23 protein-coding genes are annotated in these 19,678 nt (G+C 45.9%); all 23 read left to right on the plus strand.

The window, feature by feature from the left end:
- Positions 1-19: 19 nt before the first annotated feature.
- The 23 genes from CXF60_RS06145 (at position 20) to CXF60_RS06250 (ending at position 19,672) form a co-directional block, all read left to right on the plus strand.
- On the plus strand, positions 20-727 hold the full coding sequence (locus CXF60_RS06145; protein WP_102091224.1) for a hypothetical protein: 708 nt from the start codon (positions 20-22) through the stop codon (positions 725-727).
- An 80-nt stretch (positions 728-807) separates the two neighbouring features.
- Positions 808-2,424, plus strand: a complete 1,617-nt coding sequence (locus CXF60_RS06150; protein WP_180958103.1) for a terminase — start codon at positions 808-810, stop codon at positions 2,422-2,424.
- An 11-nt stretch (positions 2,425-2,435) separates the two neighbouring features.
- Positions 2,436-4,709, plus strand: coding sequence for a portal protein (locus CXF60_RS06155; protein WP_102091226.1), 2,274 nt, complete (start codon positions 2,436-2,438; stop codon positions 4,707-4,709).
- Positions 4,710-4,821: 112 nt separating this feature from the next.
- Entirely contained in the window at positions 4,822-5,364 is a 543-nt protein-coding gene (locus CXF60_RS06160; protein ID WP_102091227.1) for a hypothetical protein, read from the plus strand.
- Positions 5,361-5,816 carry a hypothetical protein gene (locus tag CXF60_RS06165; protein WP_102091228.1) on the plus strand — a complete coding sequence of 152 codons (456 nt, stop codon included), beginning with the start codon at positions 5,361-5,363 and terminating at the stop codon, positions 5,814-5,816. The genes CXF60_RS06160 and CXF60_RS06165 overlap by 4 nt, the downstream gene beginning before the upstream one ends.
- A complete protein-coding gene (locus CXF60_RS06170; protein WP_102091229.1) occupies positions 5,813-6,076 on the plus strand; it encodes a hypothetical protein in 264 nt (87 codons plus the stop codon). The genes CXF60_RS06165 and CXF60_RS06170 overlap by 4 nt, the downstream gene beginning before the upstream one ends.
- 8 nt (positions 6,077-6,084) lie before the next feature.
- On the plus strand, positions 6,085-6,402 hold the full coding sequence (locus tag CXF60_RS06175; RefSeq protein WP_102091230.1) for a hypothetical protein: 318 nt from the start codon (positions 6,085-6,087) through the stop codon (positions 6,400-6,402).
- Between the two features lie 117 nt (positions 6,403-6,519).
- Positions 6,520-6,861, plus strand: a complete 342-nt coding sequence (locus CXF60_RS06180) for a hypothetical protein (protein ID WP_102091231.1) — start codon at positions 6,520-6,522, stop codon at positions 6,859-6,861.
- Positions 6,861-7,055: a hypothetical protein gene (locus CXF60_RS14410; protein WP_102091232.1), complete on the plus strand. Its 195-nt coding sequence runs from the start codon at positions 6,861-6,863 to the stop codon at positions 7,053-7,055. Before CXF60_RS06180 ends, CXF60_RS14410 begins: the two co-directional genes overlap by 1 nt.
- Before the next feature lie 9 nt (positions 7,056-7,064).
- Positions 7,065-7,547 (plus strand): hypothetical protein, encoded by a 483-nt coding sequence (locus CXF60_RS06190; RefSeq protein ID WP_102091233.1) that lies wholly within the window; start codon positions 7,065-7,067, stop codon positions 7,545-7,547.
- Positions 7,548-7,557: 10 nt separating this feature from the next.
- Positions 7,558-7,845 carry a hypothetical protein gene (locus CXF60_RS06195; protein WP_145990203.1) on the plus strand — a complete coding sequence of 96 codons (288 nt, stop codon included), beginning with the start codon at positions 7,558-7,560 and terminating at the stop codon, positions 7,843-7,845.
- A 21-nt stretch (positions 7,846-7,866) separates the two neighbouring features.
- Positions 7,867-8,022, plus strand: a complete 156-nt coding sequence (locus CXF60_RS14415) for a hypothetical protein (protein ID WP_180958104.1) — start codon at positions 7,867-7,869, stop codon at positions 8,020-8,022.
- A 200-nt stretch (positions 8,023-8,222) separates the two neighbouring features.
- A complete protein-coding gene (locus CXF60_RS06200) occupies positions 8,223-9,272 on the plus strand; it encodes a hypothetical protein (RefSeq protein ID WP_102091235.1) in 1,050 nt (349 codons plus the stop codon).
- Positions 9,273-9,283: 11 nt separating this feature from the next.
- Positions 9,284-10,576 (plus strand): phage capsid family protein, encoded by a 1,293-nt coding sequence (locus tag CXF60_RS06205; RefSeq protein ID WP_102091236.1) that lies wholly within the window; start codon positions 9,284-9,286, stop codon positions 10,574-10,576.
- Between the two features lie 11 nt (positions 10,577-10,587).
- A complete protein-coding gene (locus CXF60_RS06210) occupies positions 10,588-11,067 on the plus strand; it encodes a hypothetical protein (RefSeq protein WP_102091237.1) in 480 nt (159 codons plus the stop codon).
- An 87-nt stretch (positions 11,068-11,154) separates the two neighbouring features.
- Positions 11,155-11,625, plus strand: coding sequence for a hypothetical protein (locus CXF60_RS06215; protein WP_102091238.1), 471 nt, complete (start codon positions 11,155-11,157; stop codon positions 11,623-11,625).
- Positions 11,625-12,299 (plus strand): phage adaptor protein, encoded by a 675-nt coding sequence (locus tag CXF60_RS06220; RefSeq protein WP_102091239.1) that lies wholly within the window; start codon positions 11,625-11,627, stop codon positions 12,297-12,299. The genes CXF60_RS06215 and CXF60_RS06220 overlap by 1 nt, the downstream gene beginning before the upstream one ends.
- A 23-nt stretch (positions 12,300-12,322) precedes the next feature.
- Entirely contained in the window at positions 12,323-12,730 is a 408-nt protein-coding gene (locus tag CXF60_RS06225; protein WP_102091240.1) for a hypothetical protein, read from the plus strand.
- A 68-nt stretch (positions 12,731-12,798) separates the two neighbouring features.
- On the plus strand, positions 12,799-13,131 hold the full coding sequence (locus tag CXF60_RS06230) for a hypothetical protein (protein ID WP_102091241.1): 333 nt from the start codon (positions 12,799-12,801) through the stop codon (positions 13,129-13,131).
- Positions 13,128-14,051: a hypothetical protein gene (locus tag CXF60_RS06235; RefSeq protein WP_102091242.1), complete on the plus strand. Its 924-nt coding sequence runs from the start codon at positions 13,128-13,130 to the stop codon at positions 14,049-14,051. Before CXF60_RS06230 ends, CXF60_RS06235 begins: the two co-directional genes overlap by 4 nt.
- Before the next feature lie 14 nt (positions 14,052-14,065).
- On the plus strand, positions 14,066-17,869 hold the full coding sequence (locus CXF60_RS06240; RefSeq protein ID WP_102091243.1) for a hypothetical protein: 3,804 nt from the start codon (positions 14,066-14,068) through the stop codon (positions 17,867-17,869).
- Positions 17,862-19,031, plus strand: a complete 1,170-nt coding sequence (locus CXF60_RS06245; protein WP_102091244.1) for a hypothetical protein — start codon at positions 17,862-17,864, stop codon at positions 19,029-19,031. The genes CXF60_RS06240 and CXF60_RS06245 overlap by 8 nt, the downstream gene beginning before the upstream one ends.
- Before the next feature lie 35 nt (positions 19,032-19,066).
- A complete protein-coding gene (locus CXF60_RS06250; RefSeq protein ID WP_416376870.1) occupies positions 19,067-19,672 on the plus strand; it encodes a hypothetical protein in 606 nt (201 codons plus the stop codon).
- Positions 19,673-19,678 lie beyond the last annotated feature (6 nt).

The following is a 19,678-nucleotide window of genomic DNA, read 5'->3' on the forward strand; positions in this document are numbered from 1 at the left end:
AGCGGTTTTGGAGTGCTTTATGAGTAAGAAAAACAACAAGCCAGAAGTCGATTGGGAAGAGATTGAACGCCTATATCGTGCAGATTTGCGCACGAATGCACAGCTTGCGAAAGAATTTGGCGTACATGACAGCACAATTAGACGTCGTGCGAAGAAGCATGCATGGAAGCGTGACTTAAAGAGTCGTATTAAAGAGCGTGCAAATGCCATCGTACAAGAACGTGCCGTCAGCTCGCTGGCAGGTGATCAAGTTGCTCGTGATGATATGACGATTGAAGAGAACGCACAGCTCACAGCCAACGTGCGTCTATCTCATCGTCAAGACATTGGTGATGCTCGCAGCATTGCCATGACCTTGCTCGATGACTTAAAAGCGCAGATTGGCATTGAGAACCGCGCACGCTTAGAAGATTTGTTTATTGCAGCACTACAAGCAGAAGTGGTGGATGCAAGTCAGCTTGAAGCGTATGAGCGTGTCACATCCTTATCTAATCACGTTCGTGTCATGAAAGAGCTGGCAGACACCATGACCAAACTTGTCACGCTTGAGCGCCAAGCTTATGGCCTTGATGACGTTGACAGCTCACCAGTCGATGCACTTACTACGCTACTGCATAGCATTGCTAACAACAACGGCAATGCCTTTGGTGTGGTTAAAGCTGATCCTGCTTATGAGGGCGAACCTGCCAGCAACTCTATTGGTGTGAGTGGTGATGACCATGATTAGGTTACTTAAAGTCGTGGTTGTAGTCATAGACATTGCTTGCGTGCTCTATACCAAGCGCAAGCAGCGCAGGCGCGATGCGAATGACTGAGATAATCTACAACACTGAATTAAACCCACTTCCTACTGATGCAGCTGAGCTGGCAAGATGCTTAGCTGATCCGTATTGGCGTGTGTTTAGCGGCTGTCTGTATAAGATTATGATTAAAGGTGATGATGACGAAGACGTAGAAGCTGAGAGCTATGTCGTGCCATTTAAGCCGAATGCTGCACAGAAAAAGTTTATCGATAGGCTGTGGCACCGCAATATCATCTTAAAAGCACGCCAGCTTGGTTTTACCACGCTCATTGCCATTCTTTGGCTTGACCATGCTTTGTTCAACGCTGACCAGCGCTGCGGTATTATCGCGCAGGACAAGAACGCGGCTGAGGTTATCTTCCGCGATAAAGTGAAGTTTGCGTATGACAATCTACCTGACGAGATACGTGAGCGCTTCCCATTAAAGCGTGACAGCGCAATTGAGCTGCTATTTGCTCATAATAACTCATCTATCCGTGTCGCAACGTCGATGCGTTCAGGCACGATTCACCGTCTGCACATATCAGAGTTTGGCAAGATCTGCGCAAAATTCCCTGATAAAGCCGTCGAAGTAATGACTGGTTCTATCCCTGCTGTTCCTGCCAGCGGTATCTTGGTCATCGAATCCACTGCTGAAGGTCGTGAAGGCGACTTCTTCCGTCTCACTCAGATGGCACAAAAACACTTCTACTCACGCAAGAAGCTATCGAGCAAAGACTATCGATTGCACTTCTATGCGTGGTGGCAAGAAGCCAACTACCGTGTCAACTCACGCACCGTCGATATCACTGATAAAGAGCATGAATACTTTGACATGGTTGAGATGATAGCCAAGCGCGACATGGGTATCGATATGAAACTCGATCCTGATCAACGCGCTTGGTATGTGGCCATCAAGAACAGTGACTTTGTTGGCGCTGAAGAGCGTATGTGGCAAGAGTATCCATCCTTCCCTGACGAGCCATTCCAAGTCAGCACCGAAGGCCATTACTACGCAAAAGACATGCTACAGCTGCGCAAGCGCGGCGGTGTGTGTCATATCGATGAGCTCGACATTCCAGTTGATACGTTCTGGGATATTGGTAACTCGGACGGCTGTGCTATTTGGTTCTTGCAGCACATGAATGGCCAAGACCGCTGGATTCGCTATTACGAAGCACACAATGAAACGCTCAAGCACTACGTCGCACAGCTGAGAAGCTACGGCTATGTGTTTGGGCGTCACTTCTTACCGCATGACGCTGACCATAAGCGCCTATCTGATACCAATAAATCAACACGCGAGATGCTAGAAGACCTCATGCCTGGTGAAGTCTTTGAAGTCGTGCCGCTTATTTCTGAGCTTATGAATGGTATTCAGCAGACTCGCGCTGCAATGAAAGGCTATTACTTTGATGAAGTGAACTGTCAGCTCGGTATCAAGCGCATTGAAGGCTATAAGAAAGTGTTTAGCAGTAAGGACAACCGATACACCAATAGACCAAACAAGGCGAATGGCTGTAGTGAAGGCGCTGATGCACTCAGACAACACGCACAAGCAAAAGAGGCTGGCTTGCTCGATAGGTCAGACAAAACACACACTTATGAAGAACACGACGCTGACGACTGGCGCGTAATGTAGAGGATTAAACGATGATAGATAACGTAGCAGTTGTTAATGAAGGTATCGATGTGCCAGCCGATGATCAAGCACTCAGCTTGATTGAGTATCAAGAGATACTGAATGAGATTGAGCAGCAACCGCGCTGGCGTGGCATTGCTGATAGTGAGGCTGATTATGCCGATGGCAATCAATTGGATGGTGAATTACTCAAGAAGCAGCGTGAGCTTGGTCTACCGCCTGCGGTTGAGAACCTAATTGGTCCAGCACTCAGAGCGATTCAGGGTTATGAGCAGTCAGTGCGTACAGATTGGCGAGTGACACCTAATGGTGAAGTTGGTGGCCAAGACGTGGCAGATGCACTCAATTATAAAATCAATCAAGCTGAGCGTAATAGTAAAGCCGATAAAGCATGTAGTGATGCATTCGAGACACAGATTAAGTGTGGCCTTGGTTGGGTTGAAGTATCACGCGAGACAGATCCATTCAAGTACCCTTACCGCTGCCGCAAGATTCATCGCAATGAAATACATTGGGATATGAACGCAGTCGAGTCAGATTTATCAGATGCCAGGTGGTTACGTCGCGCTAAGTGGTTACGTCCTGAGCGTATCGCTTTGTCATTCCCTGAGCATAAAGCGCTGATTACGGCATTAGGTCGTCAAGGTGCTGACTGGTACAACATGCCAAACTTTGATGGTGGTTCGAGTACAGGTCTTGAGAACGCTTGGGGTGAAGGTCGTGCTAATACACTACAAGAGGAACGCTGGTACAACACAACGAGTAAAGAGCTTTGTGTGTTTGAGCTCTGGTATCGCAGATGGGAGTCAGTGCCGGTCATCAAAACACCAGATGGCCGTGTCGTTGAATATGATGAGGATAACGAGAATCATGTGATGGCTGTTGCCGCTGGCATGACCAAACCTATCATGGCAACGGTTACTCGCATGCGTCGTTCGTACTGGTTAGGTCCTCACTTGCTTCATGACGCACCAAGTCCTTATCAGCACACGCACTTCCCATACGTGCCGTTTTGGGGATTCAGAGAAGACGCGACTGGCATTCCTTATGGCTATGTGCGTGACATGAAGTACCCACAAGATAGCTTGAATAGCGCCTTATCCAAGCTACGTTGGGGTATGAGTGTCACACGTACTGAGCGTACCAAAGGCGCAGTAACCATGACTGATGCACAGGTACGCAGGCAAGCAGCACGTCCTGATTCTGATTTTGTTCTTGATCAAGCTCACATGGCAAAAGCTGGTGCACGTTTTGAGATTATCCGCGATTACCAGTTGACCGATCAACACTATCAGATGCTTGGTGAGAACAGAGAGTCGATCAATCGCACGTCTGGTATCACGCCAAGCTTTCAAGGTGGACAAGGTAACGCACAATCAGGTTATCAAGAGCAGCTGCAGGTCGAGCAGAGCAATCAATCACTTGCCGACATGATGGATAACTTCCGAGATGGACGTAAGAATGTTGGCGAATTACTACTATCGATGCTCATCGAAGATATGGGTAACGAGCCACAGACAGTCGTTATCACTGGTGATGCAGTCACAGAAGATAGAACAATTATGATTAATGCGCCTGAGCGTGACCCTGAAACTGGACAGACCTACTTATCTAACGATGTGCAGAAGACACGCCTCATGGTCGCGCTTGAGGATGTACCGAGTACCAACAGCTATCGTGGTCAGCAGCTCAATGCGTTTAGTGAAGCAGTCAAGTCCTTGCCAGCCGAGATGCAAGTTGCAGCCATGCCTTATATGATCGCCCTAATGGATATTCCGCATAAAGAAAACTTCATTGAGGATATTCGCAAGATGCAACAACAACAGACACCAGAAGAGATTGAGCAGGCGAAGCAAGAAGCGATTAAAGACGCACTGGCCAAAGCTGGTAATGATATTAAGCAACGTGAGCTTGATATCAAAGAGCTTAAAGCTGGTAGTGAGATTAAAAAGATTGACGCTGAGTCTGTGCAAATTGGTGTTGCGGCTGCTTATAGCGCGATGCAAGGTGGCGCTCAGATTGCACAGATGCCGCAGATTGCGCCTATTGCTGATGAGATCATGAAGAGTGCAGGCTATCAGCGTCCAAACCCTGTAGGTCAAGACCCTAATTATCCTACTGCCAACATGCCAGCGCAGGCACTGCCTGATGATATGGCTGGCGAGTTATCGGTCGATGTGCAGAAGAATACTAGCCCTATGTACCCACCAGTACCGCAAGATGGTGGCTCACCGATGCAAGGTATTGAAACGCCTGATATTACTGATAATATGCCAGTAGAGTGATATACTAAATAGGTCGGCTAACGGCTTGAGTAGCTCTCAAGTCGGACACGCATGTTACGCTAGATATGCTTGCTGACACCCTCTACTAGCGATTACAGTAGCGAGTAATGTTATGTCAGACAATAAAGATAAGCTGCAAACTCAGACCGTTTCTGTTGATGGTTTTCAAGCCTTTAGTAATCCTCTTGACAACAACGGTGAGCCAATCAAGCATCGCAAGAAGCAATTGCCTGTTGAATATCGTACAAGATATATTGAGAACGACCTTGGCGATGGCGGCCCAGACTTTATTCAAGTTACAGCCATTACTATGCAATATGACATTATAGTTAGCGCTCACTTGCCAGTAGAGCACAGCGACTTACTCCATATTGTTGCTAATGCAATGATATATGCCAGGCTTTCAGATAAAAAATTAGAGACTGGTAATATTGAGCTTGTTGATGTGAATGCTGGCAAGAATAAAGAAGTCAAACTATCCACAGGTCAGACTTGGACACACAAACAGAAAGGTTATGATGTAAAGATAACTTATATAAATCGGAGAGGTGGTGGCATTAGAGTTGAGGAAGTAGCAACTGGTCAGCCTGACGGTTTTGGCATAGAGGTTTTCTTAGAAAGATTTTCCCCTAAGAGCAAGGATAGCGACTCATGAAAATGCACCCACCAGCTTTAATCAATAAGCAGATTACGGAAGCTATGCTTCATTGGGTTATGATGCAGCCAAACACAGTCGCTATGAATGTAACCACCAAAGAATTTAATATCACGCCAGCCAAAGGCGCACAAGATTACCCGATTGAAGGTAACTTACGCGAGCTTATGCTTCGTGAGCTTACGATGATACTGGCCTATAACGGCTTTAGCTCAGAGCTTTTAAGTGACGATAAGCTCAAAGTATCTAAAGGCCGATGGAGTATGGAGATTGAGAACATACTTCAGCAGATGCCTTTTCCTGACCACCTACCTCATCAAATAGAGAAGGCTTACCAACATCATGAGTACGAAAGACGTGACGCTAAGCCTGGTGACTCTAGCTATCCAACTCGTGAGCGATTGGATTTAATCAGGCAGACAGTTATAGATAACATGGAAGATGAACTATGATACCAATGAATAATAAAGGTGAGGTAGACAAGCATTTGGTTGCACTGCGGATAGACTGCATTGCAAGTAACATCACTCACGCAATCCGCAAACAGACCGCCATCGATGCGCTGGCAAGACTGAACGCTGGACTTGCCAGCATTCCACCTAAGCGTTTTATGATGGCTGGTCGTCAGTGTGGCTTTACTAGGTATCATACGCAATGGTTGTGGCGCGTGAATGCTGAGCGTGCTTATCTTGAGAGTGTTATTAATTCATAGGTGATGGTATGAGTATCTTGGACGGAGTTGCAAGCGAGCATTTCAAGACGTTCTTCTACGATATAGACGATTCTATTGGCATGCTTTGGAAGGGTCGTTACGGCATGATAGTGCCAAGACATGAAGCTATTAATCACTTTGGCACAGTCGGAATGATGCAGATTTACTTTGCTAAGCTCATGGAAACGGATGAAGTGGCACTAGAAGAGCAAGGCATACATAGGGCTTTGTTTGAGGTGCTGAAAGACAATAACAGCAATTCAAAATTTCATATAATAAAAGATAGTATCAACGTCAATCAACTTGAAGCTAGTATCAATTCATAGGTGAGACTGTGACTATAATAGAGCTTAACCTCGATATACTTTATTCGCTGGCTTTGCTGGCCATCCTAACTTGGGGCTTTATTATGGCCGCATTAATCTTAAAATAAGGAATCACCTATGAACATCGACTTACTTATGAATGGTCAAGCCGAAGCGGTCAGCCTTAACGAGAAGGGCATGACTATCACTGAGTATCTGTACAGCTTCACGAGTAGTGAGGACGCGCCAGCAACTATGATGGTGAATACTGCTAATGGTGAGTTGATACGTGATAGCTTGGAATCTGCGCCAGTCGAACTATCACAAAATGATGTGAGCACTGCCGATAAGCCGCAGATGCGCATTACCATCAACGACATGCTGACCGACAATGACGTGCTACTGTTTCGTGCCAAGCCAGCGACACAAGGCGTGGGGATTGGTGAGGCGTTGCAGCAGCTGATAGATGAGGTGGAGTGATGGTCACTAAGAAGTTATACATGGGTGAGTTCAATGGCGAGCTAGAGATAATTATCAGGGGCGGCGACGTTTATCTTACTGACATGGATGATGACGAGTGTGTTCATATCCCAAGGAATAAGCTTCAAGAGGTGCGAGATACTATCGACTTAATGCTTAGCGAGTATGATGCTCAACCAAGACATGAAAAGTGAGGCCAAACTATGACAGATGATACCGTTACCTATACCGCTGAGCTAAAATTACCCACACTCGAAGCCAACCTAACAACGTATGGCGAGATATTAGAATTAAAGCACCCATGGTTCAAGCATGGTTTTGAGGCTGGCAAGGACGGCAATCAAGTTGAAGTGCCGCGCTTTCAAAGCATGTTAGAAAGCAAAGGGTATAAAGCTGAATTGAAGGACGACGATGAGCTGCTTGTTATTAGTGGTTCTTTTAGCGTATTGTTAGTCTTCCATTACCCACCATTCAGTGACTCTACAATCGAGCAAGTAGACTGGATATTTGAAACCTTGGGTCAAGAGGTTCGAGATAGTATGCAAGCTGAAGTAGATAGAACGATAGCCAGAAGTGAGGATTTTTGGGCTAAGACAAGCCAGCGAAACAACTTGATGCGCAAAGTAGATAGTCGGTACCGCGACGGTGATTGGTTCGAGTCGTGTAAGCCAGATGATCATGATTGAGGGTGAGAATATGGATAGTAGATATTTACCGATTAAAGACCAGTTAGAGCTTGCGTGTATGCAGGCAATGAAAGAAGATATGGCTGTAGACCGTATTGATTTAAGTTATGATGCTATGGATAGATTGTTAGCAACAGACCCACTTAGTATTCATCACAAGTCATTTGGTAATGTTGAATGGAGTGGGATTAGAATCAATCCAGTGGGTAATGATATATTTGGCAATCAATATCGTCTTGTTACAAGGCCACTCAAACCGTCTGAAGCAGGACATACTATTCGTGGTAAGTTACCTTAACCAACCAAAGAGGCAATACCTATGAGTTTAACAGCAGAGCAAACCTTGATGCACGAAGTAGTGAATCTAATTTCTGATAAATACAGTTACCCTAAGAATGAGCAGATGATAAAAGATGCAGAGAAAATCACTAGCGCTATCTTGAATTACACTAACGACGACAAAGACAAAGAATAACACTAGCCAGCCTTAATACTGCAAGCCTAAACCTCCCTAGTCGGAGGTTTTTTTGTGCCCAAAATTTGGCTGGCAAGCCCGACACCCCTATAAGGTTCGCATAAAACCTTGCTACCCATTAAATTGTTATCAAGCCAATCGCTAGTTGGCGAAACCTGTTTTTTTACGGTAGCCCTCCGACATGGGTAAAGGACAGATTAATGACAGTTGATGCAAATATTTTTATTGATGACAACTTTGATGACGGTGATTGGACACCTCAAAAAGCAGCGCAATACTTGGAAGCAAGTATGAATGGCGATACCGCGCAAGCGGATAGTATCGAGACGCCAGCCGATACCGATGCAGATGAAGTGATTGACACACCTGATGATAAGGATGACGCGCCAGCCACAGAAGCCCCCACTGATGAGCCTAAAGATACTCCGTCGGACGACGATGTTGAAGGCGAGAAAGTGGTCCTAGCTCGTGATGGCGTACACACTATTCCTTATGAAAAGTTGGTCGAAGCGCGTGAGCGTGACCGTGTATCACAAGAAGCGTTAGCCGCTGCCAATGCCGAGTTAGAAATTTTACGCAAGCAAAACCAAACGCCTGCCAATGCCGCACCTACGCAGCAAGAGCAGGATATTGAGACGGCACAGGCCGCAATCGATGCTGGCGTGAACCCTGACTACTTTGGTGACTTCTCTGAAGAAGCTCTGGCAGAAGGTATTAACAAGCTGATTGATGAGCGCGTACAAGCACAAGTGAATGCTCGTGTTGCAGAAGCCTTAAAGCCGATGCAAGCCAAAGAGCAAGAGAGTGCTGAACAAGCCCACATGCGCACAATCTATGAAGCACATCAAGACGCTGACTCAGTGGTTGAAAGTGGTGAGTTTGAGTCGTGGAAGGCAGGCCAACCTTCTTATATTCAAGCCTCTATCAATCAAGTGCTGAATCAGGGTAGTGCTGATCAAGTCGTCGAATTACTCAATAACTATAAGCAATCAACCAATAGCACTGCGACGCCTGCCAAGGCCGAAGACACGCCAGCCGCACCAACGGCTGCTGAGTTAAAAGCCAAGGCACGCGAAGCAATCAAAAATACTGCGCCTGCTGTACCTGCCAGCCTAAGCGACATACCTGGCGGTCATAAAGGCGCAACCAATATCACTGAGCAGATGGACTCCATGTCTGGCATGGAATTGGTTGAAACAATGATGGACTGGTCGCCTGAAAAGCGTAACCAATACTTAAATAATCTCTAGGAGTGGCATAGATGGCTACCAATACCCACGCCGCATACGGCGATCCAAAAAATATGTTCGTACAAGCCGCTGGCTTGTTTGCGACTCACATGCAACGTAACGGTACGATGCAAAAGCTTACAGGCAAAATGCCTAAAGGTACTGCTGGTGCTGAAGCAACACTACGCAAGCAAACCACCCAGCACATGCCAATCGTTCAAGTGCAAGACTTGGGCAAAGGTTCTGGCGATGAAGTCACGTTCAACCTACTTAACCCGGTAGGTGCTTTACCGATTATGGGCAGCAACTATGCTGAAGGCCGTGGTACTGGCATGTCATTCACCACCGACAAGCTACGTGTCAATCAAGCACGTTTCCCAATCGATATGGGCGACTCAATGACCACCATTCGCTCACCAGTAGACTTCCGCGCAGTCGGTCGTCCAGTTGCTGAGAACCTAATGGGCCGCTACGTTGATCAATCGCTACTTGTGCACATGGCTGGTGCTCGTGGTCATCAAGATAACATCGAATGGGTTGTGCCAACAGCTGAGCATGCCAAGTTCAAAGAAATCATGGTCAACCGTGTTAAAGCACCAACCAAAAACCGTCACTACTTAGCAGACGGTGATGGTATCAAGGAGTTTAGCCAGACTGGTGATGAGATTGATATCACTTCAGCTGACATGCTCAAGATGGATACCGTTGACTCAATGAAGTCGCTGATGGACCAAATCGCATTGCCGCCTCCTATCGTCAAGTTTGAAGGCGACATGATGGCAGATGATGACCCATTACGTGTATGGATGTTATCTCCTGCGCAGTACAACAAGTTCGCTGCTGACCCAGCCTTCCGTCAATTCCAAGCTGCTGCGCTGGCTCGTGCCGCACAAGCTGCTGGTCATCCTTTGTTTAAAGGTCAAGCTGGTATCTGGAATGGCTTTTTGATGATCAAGATGCCACGTCCGATTCGCTTCTATGCAGGCGATGAGATGCAGTACTGCACGTCATACACCAGTGAAAACGAAGCGACTGCATTGGTACCAGATTCATTCGGTGAGAAGTTTGCCGTTGACCGTTCGCTCATCTTGGGTGGACAGGCAATCGCTGAAGCAATGGGCGCAGCTCGTCAATCAGGCATTCCTTTCTTCTGGTCTGAAAAGGGTGACTTAGATCATGGTGATAAAGCTGAGCTATTGATTGGTGCTATTCGAGGCGTGTCTAAAATCCGCTTTGATGTCGACACTGGTAATGGCCATGAATTTACTGACTACGGTATCACGGTTGTTGACACTGCCGTTGACTCGTTTGGTCGCGGAAAATAAGGAATAGACAGATGACTACGATTGTAACGAACAAACCAACGGTCACGCATTTTTATACGTTCACAGCGCCTTATGGCAATACCACGACACTTGGTTATAACGTCAAGACCAATGCGCTAGGTATCGTGATGGGTGACAGCGGTACCGCACCAAAAGATGGTGACGTGATTGATATGGGCTTCCTACCTGAAGGCTGGTGCTTGGCAGATGCGCAAGTGTTTGTCACTGAAGGTATGACGGCAACCATGACTGGTAGCTTAGGTTTTGCGTATGCAGATGGTGAAGATGATGCCGATGTACCACAAGACGCTGAGTATTTTGTCAAAGCTGGTGCTGACCTTGCTACTGCTGGTCGCTTACGTGCTGACGGCAGCAAGCTGGTTGTTCTACCTAAGCCTGCGCGTCTGATTCTTACCTTGGCTGGTGTAACCAACGCCAAAGAGTCTGACATTACAGTAACGGTATCAGGTGAGCTGACAGGCGCTAATTAACCTGCCAGCAAGTGATTGAGTCTAAACGATAAATAAAAATAGGCTGGCTGGTTTCAGTCAGTCTATTTTTTTAGGAGCAACCTAGCGATGAGCACAAAAGATGAAGTATCGATTAAGTACATTGGAAAGCGTGAGCCGTGGCATGACCGTCTCTACCGCACTGGCCTTGTCTTTGATTGCAATCAAGTACGCACTATCCCTTGGGATATGGCACGCAAGTTTTTACGTCACGAAGATCTGTTCGAGAAGGTGGATGCTGATGCGAAAGACGAAGGTGATGAGACGCCTGAGAAGCCAGAAGGCGATACGCAGAATGACAGTAATCAAAAGCCTGATGACACGCAAGCACTGCTTGATGAGCAAGAGGCTAAAAATAAAGACAAAGATGATGAGCAAAAAGAGCTGCAAGCTTTGTATGACCAAGTGAACGTCATGGACAAAGATGCACTAAAAGACTTTGCTCAGAACCACTATCAGCAAAACACCAACAACTCAAAATCAGTCGAAAACATCCGTATTGATGTTGTCGGCATGATTGACCAGTTTGGAGCACCGTAATGATTTTGTCTGAATTGATACGCAAGTTTCGTGTTGCAGCTTTTGATATGGAGCAGCCGTATCTATTCGCTGATGAAGACATTACTGACTGGTTGAATGATGCAGTGAAGGAAGCGGCTATTCGTGGTCGCCTGATTCATGATTCTACCACCACTGGTGTTTGCACCATTAGCACGCAGCCTAATGTGTCGGTCTACGCACTACATGAATCGCTATACGAGATTGATTCTATTCACTGGCTAAGCGCTGATGATCCTTATAACGCCAATCCATTGTGCTTAATCTCACAAGAAGAGATGGGTGATATATGGCATGACTGGCGTACTCGTGAACCTGATAGTCCTGAGTATGCCATACAGCGTGACACCAACATTCGTATCGTGCCAGCACCTAACGTGGCTGGCGTGATTGCGCTTGAGGGTTATCGCACACCGTTAGTGCCAATGACGCTTGATACTGACCGTCCTGAGATAAACATTATTCATCATGAATACCTTATTCAGTGGGCACTCCATAAGGGTTTCAAGTCACCAGATGCTGAGACTTTTGACTTAAACCGCGCAGCATTGGCAGAGCAGGAATTTACCGAGTACTTTGGTGAACGCCCTGACTCAGACTTGAGGCGTATCACACGACATGACGTACCCCACACGGTCAAGCCGTTTTGGGTTTAACTTAATTAAGAGAGGGCCTTACCATGGCTAATACACTATACGACGCCGCACGCAAGCGGTTCTTAGAAGGGCAGCTTAACTGGCAGACGGATACCATTAAGGTATTCTTGGTTGATACTGGCGCATACACGCCACAAACCAGCACGCATGAGTATCTGTCGGATATCTCAAGCTCAGCACGTATTGCTGGACCAGTGACGCTGACCAGTAAATCTACCGTTGGCGGTGCCGCTGACGCTGCTGACATTACTTTTACCAGTGTAACTGGTGCGAGTATCGAAGCTATTGTTATCTACAAAGATACGTCAAGCGAAGCAACCAGCCCATTGATTGCTTATATTGATACTGCTACCGGCTTACCTATTACGCCAAACGGCGGTGATATTATTGTGACCTGGGACAATGGGACCAATAAAATCTTTAAGCTGTAAATCAACGACTTAGGTTTAAATTTAGGTTATTGACCCATGTAACAATGGGTCAAGTAAGGAGGTATCTAGTGTCTGACTTAGAAAAAACCAAAACCACGCGCAAGAAGAAGCCGCCAACACAAACCGCTGGCGTGAATGGCATTAATGCTCATGGCGGTATGGGTGAAGCGCCACATGAGCCGCTACAGAATTACGTTAATTGGCAAAAGTTAATAGGCTTGCCAGCGTTTGAAATGTTTGTGTTTGAACAGTCGGGTCAATCGGCTGGCGCGACGGCTGATGAGTGGGTGAAGAATAGACGCGCCGCGATCAGTGACGATATGCTTTACAAGCAGTATGCTGAGTGGCACAAAAATAAAGGATTGTGGGCTGGCGAGAGTCCGGCTGGTGATGTGATATGAATAATAATATCGCAGGTTATCTCGATGCTCAAGAATATCCTTACACTATTGTTGATACTAATGTTCAAGTGGCAGGAGAAGCGGAGGGCTTGAGTTTTTTTGACTCAATGGCAACCTCATCATTGGTTGAAACAACCTCTGTTACAGCTGACACATCAAGATTTGATGATAAAGATAAGGTGCCTGTAATAAAAATCCCTAGTCCCTGGTTTGATTATGACGGCAAACCCGATATTTATGTGGCTGTTATCAATAATTTTGGATTTATCGTTTATGCAAACGGCTTAGACTATAGTAATTTTCCAGTAATTGTTGAAAATGGGGTAAACCCAATTTACATGGAGATGGTAGGGGGTGATTGGTCTTATGCGGGTTTTCACCCTCCGTTGGACGGTGCTATTACACTTAACGTCAACCCTACTATAGATATGGTTCGCACGCCAGCAACAACAGTGACAAAGAAATATGCCGACGGCATGGTGCGAATATCGACAAGCTGGCCCACATCAGGAGTGTCGGGATTTTCTGCGCACCTCCAAGTAGATACTCATGGAAACGTGTTCTTCTTTAGCACTAGATCGGGTTACGATCTTGTGGCCGACAAGATAGCTGGCGCGTCAAGACAGCTTAGCTTCTTAGGGGATTTAAACCCAAACCAAATCTACTGTCTGAGATCTAGCGTAGCTACCGCATCTGGGGTGGTGTATAACCCATCAGGAGGTGTTGCCCCTGATTGCTCTGTAATGGCGTTTGATAGATCTAATGGTAGATTGGTTGGTAGAGCCAAGAGCGACACGCAAGGGCGATACAATATTTTCTGCGCTGCCAGTAAAGGCAGTAAGCTATTTATGGTATGCCTTGACGATGATGGTGTAGCGCCTGACTTTAATGCGCAGATAGTAGATCGCATTATCGTTTAACATAAGGAAGCAGAGTGATTGACGGCGGATTACACAAAGAGGTGCAGCAAGACTTTAATTTTATTGATAAAAGCCCTTTAGGTTACAGTCTTTCTGACACTATTAACTTCAGCGGAGTAGATACACGACCAACAGGTAAGGGTGGTTATGTTTTTGCAAGCGGCATACCTCACCCACACAACCTGCCGTCACCAATAGATGTAACAAAGCTAAGAAACGCCAACGTATTCACTGTCAATTTTAGCCAAGATATAACCCTAACAGGTTCTCAAGACCAGCCTATACCTATAAGCAGCCCTATTGATTTTACGCTTGATGTTGATGGTTATGAGCCGCCAGTAGGTGATGATCAGCTTGTATTCTCAGGCGGTTTTCAGTCTAGTGTTTTTGGTGAACAAGCAGGGCTGTATAACTATCATGCGTTTACATACCCAGCAGCCATACCCGGTAAAGTAAGTTTTGGTACGGCTTCACTAAAAGTAATGCGAGAGTATCTACACCCTAGTGGTTTTGACGCACTTACAATAGACTATCCAGCGATAAGAAATAGAAATAGGAATATAGGCGCTATTGGTATAGCTGCGACACCAGCTTACGGAAAGCCTTATGTTTTTAATTTACTACAGTTTGTAAGAGCATTTGGGTTTAATACAACTAAGTATGGTTCTTCTTTTTGGTGGGGTGGCGTAAAGACTGTTTACCCTCAGTCTTGGCGCTCTACTGGCATTGCTTCACCAAAGCTAGTCAACCTAAGTGCTAATCAAAACGTAATCGCTGGCGGTATCAATCACTCTTACGTGCCAGCGCCTATTGTCAGCCCTCATATAATTTACCCTAATGGGGTTGACTCAAATGAATGGGGTAGAGCTAGGGTTATACCTACCCCTTTGCTGAGGTTCTACGGTTACGACCAAAGTTTACATGGCAATACTACCGTATGGTTTCATACGCGCTCGCTATCAGATAGCGGTACACTAGCTGGCATTGACTCTTATCAATCAGGCTATCCATCTGTTTTTGACCCAACAAGAGAGATACAGGCTCGCTCTATTATTGAGTCAGCAATTTTTGGTGATATTCGCGCTCGTAACTCTTACAGATTTGTTGATATACCGGCGATTGATGATGGTTCGTTTAGTGACTATACCACCGTCACCAATCAGAATAGGCAGCTAAGCCCAAAAGGTTTTGAGCCTTTGCTTTTTGGCGGCAACTCAATAACCAATAAAACGCCGTCACTATGGTTTAAAGGAATTGAGCCACCACTAGCCAGCCTACCATCGATAGGCGCGCTTATAAGGTATGTAGCCCCATCAGGATTTGACAGACTGCTACTTGGTCAGCCTGACGTAATAAAAACGCCTGAGTTTAAAGTACAGGGTTTTTACGCAACAGCTATTACTCCACCAGTTGTCTACAACTACACAAGGTACTTACAACCAAAAGGATTTGATGCGGCTGAGATAGGCAGTCATCGTGCATGGTTTAGGTATCGCTATGTATGTTCAAATGGATTTGACTGGTCGCTTGTTAGTGAGCCAACGCTGACGCATGGTGTTAGAGAAATTATATCTAGTGGTTTTATGCAAGACGCGTATGGCAGGCAAGCATGGGTATCTTACGGCACAAGAAAAGTAGAGCCGCGTTCGATATTTAAAGAGTTTTCGTCTAATCATATGCTGGGCGGTCACCGCACCTTATACGCATCAAGTTTTATCGCTACTGAGTTTGGCACTAGGATTATTCCCGAAAGTACCAGTATTTACACACAAGGATTTATCGCTAGCGCGGCTGGACTTTCTCAATTAGATTTCAAGACAAGGTATATCGAGCCAGCCGGTTATCACATTATAGGTCAGTCATTTCTTGATAGATGGGGTAAGCCGGACGTTTACAACCAAGTACAGCATATCAGCCTTTACCATCAAGGCGATAGCGGTCTAGTGCCACCAAGATGGTCAGACTGGCAATCGATTGAGAATAGAAACAAGGTGGTAGGCGTTATTGGCTTTAGCCCTATACGCTTTGGTTACAGTCAGATAGATAATAATGCAGCGCCATTACTAACACTGGGTATAGCACCACCGTCTGCCGGTCGTGACGATATAAGCATGATTAGTCATGCTATTAGGTTTATCAGCTATGATGGTATAGAGCCGCCACTTATTAGCACATGGGGCGTGGTGCATAACGCAGCGAGAGTTGCTTATCCTGGCAGCAGTATTCACACAGGTTACGGTCAGCCAGCAGTTGTTAATACAAGGCGTGAGTATCGAAACATAGGTATGATTGACTCATTAGAAGCTGGCGCGCCTATGGTGTCTTTTAGAATAAGAACGATTGATATAGAGCCTAGATACTCTATCGAGCCGCCACAAATAAACCTACCTACTATAGACTTGTGGACCAAGTACGTTGATCTAGTGGGCTATCAGACCGGCAAATACGGCTTCCCTTATTTAGATATTAAGTTCAACATCATCTACCCTAAGTATAACCATACTGATAAATTTGGCTATACAGAGCTACGTAACCTAACCCCTGAGCTATTTATTAATGGTCACGACAGCTCAGAGTTTGGACGCGCAAGCATTCGTACTCAATGGCGAAATGTTGACGTTAATGGCTATGACGCAACCCTAATGGGCTTGCTAAGAATATCCGACACCAAGCAATCTGTGTTTATTAGAGGTTGGCTTGACTCAGGAGTAGGTCAGCAACCCGAAGTAATTAAAAACAAAACCAATCCTTATGTGACGCAGACAATATGGCTCACCAGTGAAGCTGGCAACAATGTAGGTAACGGCTTTGGTTTTCATACTGAGCAGTTTGGATATCCAAGATTACACCAAAATATATTAATACCTAGTAGTATTGGTCAGTCGTCTAGGTTTGGCGGTGCATTCTTATGGTCCAGCACCATAAAGATCACAGAGGGTTACGCTTATGACGGTGTTTCTAATAACGCCACTGTGATTAATGTAAACAAAAAGATTAGTGTTCAAGGTATAGATAACACTGTCAATGTTAGTGGAATGGTTAGGTTATCGCCAAACTATATTAGGACCGGTAATTCCGAGCCGACTGGTTATGGCTCTAGTCGTGTCGGCAGACCTAAGTTTGAGTTCTTCCATCGGGGTATCTACGCTTACTCAATAGGTGTTTCATCTAAGTTTGGTATGCCAGCACTAGACTTGTCTATAAAGTATTTACAGGTCGCTCCCATTAGACCGTATTCAATGGGGTTTCCTGAGATACCTAACTTTAAAAGAGAGGCGATAGTAGATACTGGTATAGAAAGCACGATAGACTTCGGCAAGACTGTAGTTAAAAGACCTCCATACACAGGACCGCAAGGTATTAACGTCAGAGGGTTTGTATCTAGTTATATATCAATACAATACGTTCAAAATTTCAACAGAAGCGTGTCAGCAAAAGGTAGCGACAGCCTAGCAATGGGCACTCTTAGATACAATGACCGACCGTTTATGTGGCAAGGCTTGCGTATTGGTCCTCATGTACCACTAATAATAGGTGGTGATGACTTTGTTTCTTTTGGTGATACCACAATACAACTAAAGGTAAGACAGCTTGCGCTTGATGGTTTTGATAGCTTTATGAGTGATTACGACTTTACTAACTTTGATAAACGTATGAGAGTGACTGGAACAACAACAAGTTATGTTGATGATATAAGCTCTAATGCTAGTGGTTTTGACTCATTAATGCTAGGCGATGTTGGCATTAAACTGGGGCAACATTTTATTAGACCTGACGGTAATTCGGATCAATTCAGAAAAGGAGGCTATCATGCCTAGTCAAAGTTTTATGCCGTGTCGCGGTATAGATAACACCTCAGAAGATGCAGCAATGGTACAAGGTGGCCGTGAGCCATTTGTTTATATGCGCGATGTGGTGAACGCCAATGTCACGCCAGCTGGCAAGCTAGATATGATTGCCAGTGGCGGCAAGGTGACAGACAGCAAGTATCGCAATCTATGGCAAAGCCCGTTGCATAAAGACGTGTTTGCCGTGTTTGGTGAGGACTTGGTTAAAGTAAATCCTGACTGGACGCATGATCATCTTATAAATGTTGGCGGCGGCCATGTTGTGTATGAGGTACTAAATAATCACGTCATAGTCGCAAGTAAGAACGGCTTGTTTGTTTATGATGGTTATACGTGCCAGCCATTAACGATTGATAGACCACCAGCGCCTATTGCTATGGGAGATACAGACAGTACGCAGCAGACACGTAGTATTGCTATATCTTGGGTTCGAGGAAGTACAGAGTCGAGCTTGTCTGACTATGTGACAGCTGGCGCAGAAGTTGATGTGGTTCTGCCATTGGTTACAGACCCCACTATTTCTAGCGTGAATATCTATGCTACCAATGTAGGTGGTACTGATATGCAACTAGCAGGCAAGGCGAGCATGGTTGATGTTAATTTTAATATCACTGCCGATCATAAACTAGGCATGGCGGCGCAGTTCGCCCATCTATCGCCCATGCCTACTGGCAAATACCTATGCTACTGGCGTGGTCGTTTAATCACGGCCACCGCCAACGTCATTCGCTTTTCTGAGCCACTGGCCTACCACTTGCACGATGAACGCCACGGCTTTATTCAAACCAGCCAGCGCGTCACCTTTATTCAGCCGGTCGAGAACGGATTATGGGTAGGTCAAACCGATCATGTGATATTCATTCAAGGCACCAGTCCGGACGATATGACCATCTCTATTAAAAGCGCTCAAGCACCGGTCCCAAACAGCGCCATACAGATTAATAGTGATGATATTGGTGAGGCGGCAGAAGGTGGTAGCTTAGTCACGGCATGGCTGGCAAGCAATGGTTATGTCGCTGGCAGTAGTGCTGGACAGATTATTGAATACCAAGCTGGACGCATTAGTAATATCAGTGCGCAGTCCGGCACTACTGTAAGGTTCGACCGAAGACTTGTCACAGCGGTAAACTAATCACGGTTAACCAAATTGTCAAAGGAGACAAAACCGTGAAATCACATAAATCATTAAATCCCGTCTTAGCGAGTGCATTACTAGCAGCGGTAAGCGCGAACGACTACACAAACAATGAAGACGGTAGTATTACCACCGGACAAGGTATTACCGCCAAAGGTGATTACTTTGACCGCATCAATGGCGGCGAGTGGACACGCACCGAAAACCTTATTCCAACTGAGGGCCTTGCGCACATTCTAAACGTTGCGCTTGGCACCACGCCTAAACCTGCCAGCTATCATCTAGCGCTCTTCTCAGCAGCAGCGCAGCCAGCAGCAAGCTGGACAGCCGCAAGTTTTGCCAGTACCGCAAGCGAAATCGTCAGTATGACTGAAGGGTATAGCTCAGCAACACGCCCAACGTGGACGCCAACCAATACTATTACCAACTCAATTGATAACATGGCGGCTGGTAGTGTTGCGAAAGTCACCATGCGAACCGCCAGCAGCTTGACGGTACAAGGTGCAGCCATGCTGACCAATAGCACTAAAGGCGGTACAACTGGCGCGCTCATTAGTGCTAGTAAGTATGCAGCCCCTCGCGTCTTCCAAGACGGTGACACCTATGAAATTGGTTATCGTATCAGCCTGACTGTGTAGGTGAGA

The sequence above is a fragment of the Psychrobacter sp. 4Bb genome (genome assembly GCF_002836735.1).
Classification (GTDB): Bacteria; Pseudomonadota; Gammaproteobacteria; order Pseudomonadales; family Moraxellaceae; genus Psychrobacter.